Origin of the sequence: Mucilaginibacter sp., from assembly GCF_039207105.1 — a bacterium.
Lineage (GTDB): Bacteria > Bacteroidota > Bacteroidia > Sphingobacteriales > Sphingobacteriaceae > Mucilaginibacter.
The window spans coordinates 1-2166 of sequence record NZ_JBCECK010000316.1; the positions used below are offsets into that span (position 1 = coordinate 1).

1 protein-coding gene is annotated in these 2166 nt (G+C 39.8%); it reads right to left on the reverse strand.

Annotated features, from left to right (window positions below; translation table 11 throughout):
* Positions 1-144: 144 nt before the first annotated feature.
* On the reverse strand, positions 145-2166 hold a 2022-nt coding region (locus tag AAGC65_RS26045; protein WP_343115372.1), incomplete at its 5' end, for an efflux RND transporter permease subunit.

The following is a 2166-nucleotide window of genomic DNA, read 5'->3' on the forward strand; positions in this document are numbered from 1 at the left end:
ATGCTACAGGTAACTCGGGTTTGGGTGTAGCCACATCCTTTGATACTTTACAGGCACTTATAAAAACCGCCAGCAGTATCAAAATAGAATATGGATTGATATATCGTTTCATTTTATTTTTATGATTATTAATGCTATGCCTTATTAATTTTTTGCCAGTTCCAGATCAGCAGTTTTTACTTCTGAATTATGACCATCTGAACCTACAGAATCTTTAGGTGTACCGGTAACTTTCTCCTGTAGATATTGGAATATCACAAACAAAACCGGGATGATGAACAAACCAAGTATTACACCTGACACCATACCACCTGCTGCACCAATACTGATAGAGTGGTTACCCTGAGCTGATGGACCTGTAGCAATACTCATCGGGAATAAACCAAATACGAAGGCTAACGAGGTCATCACGATTGGACGGATCCTTAAACGGGCTGCTTCAATGGCTGCATCAAACAAACTTAAACCCGCCTTGCGTTTCTGCACCGCGAACTCCACAATCAAAATGGCGTTTTTAGCTAACAAACCGATGAGCATGATCAGCGCTACTTGTACATAGATGTTGTTTTCGATACCGGTTAAACCTAATACCACAAACACACCGAATATACCTGTAGGTATTGAAAGTATAACTGCTAATGGCAGAATGTAACTTTCATACTGTGCTGATAATAAAAAGTATACAAATATTAAACAAAGCATAAATATAACTGCTGACTGTCCACCTGAAGAGATCTCCTCACGTGTTTGACCCGAGAACTCATAAGCAAAACCTGTAGGCAATTGCTCTTTAGCTGTTTCCTCAATAGCCTTGATAGCATCACCAGAGCTATAACCTGGTTTAGGAATAGCATTTACTTCAATAGAGTTAAACAAGTTATAACGAGAAGCGGTTTCTGAACCATAAACACGGGTTAATTTAACCAGGGTATTGATTGGTACAGTTTCTCCTGCTTTGTTTTTAACAAACACGCGGTCAATAGATGCAGGGTCTGTTCTATCAGCTATATCGGCCTGAACTATCACACGGTAATATTTACCAAAGCGGTTAAAGTCTGATGCCTGTGCAGTACCGAAGTAAGCTTGCATAGTTGACAAAATGTCTCTAACATTAACTCCTAACTGATTTGCTTTTTCATCATCAACCTCTAATTGTAACTGAGGATAATTTGCTTTGTAAGAAGTAAAGGCGAAGGCAATGGCTGGTTTTTGCATTAGCTTGCCGATAAAGTTATTGGCTACACCACTAAATTTATCCAATCTGCCGTTGGTTTTATCTTGCAGCATCACATCCATAGCTTCCACGTTACTAAATCCGGGAACAGTTGGGAAACTGAACACGAAGAAGGTACCGCTTGGAATGCCGGCTAATTTGCCTCTGATTATATTTTGTATCTCGTCAATATTCTTAACGGCACCCCTTTCTTTGTTAGGTTTTAACAATAAGAAAATTTGCCCCGCTGATGGGCTGTTAGATAAGGTTAAAAAGTTAAAACCAGCCAATGACATCACAAACCTTGCTGATGGTAAAGTATTTAACTCTTTTTCAGCTTGTTTTAATATTTTATTGGTATTGGCTAATGAGGTTCCTGATGGTGTTGAAACGGCAATGGCCACAAAGCCCTGATCCTCTGTAGGGATAAAGCCTGTTTTTGTTTTATTAACCATGAATACGGTGGCAACAACTATTATTGCAAGGCCACCCATACTAACCCATTTGTTACGTAAAAGGAATTTTAAACCACCAATATACCTGTTGGTCATATAGTTGAAACCGCCATTGAAGCCTGCGTAGAATTTCTCAGCAAAGCTTTGTTTAGGTTTATCATGACCACCTTCAGCATGTTTATTTTTAAGAAATAAAGCAGCCAAAGCAGGGCTTAATGTTAACGCGTTAACAGCTGATATAATAATAGATATAGACATGGTTAACGCAAACTGCCTATAGAATATACCTGTAGAACCCGTCATAAAACTAACCGGTAAAAATACCGCCGCCATAACCAATGTAATGGATATAATTGCGCCGGAAATTTCATGCATAGCTTCTGTAGTTGCCGCTTTAGGACTGAGGCTCGGGTTATGCTCCATTTTGGCGTGCACTGCCTCCACCACCACAATCGCGTCATCCACCACAATACCGATCGCCAACACCAATGCAAACAG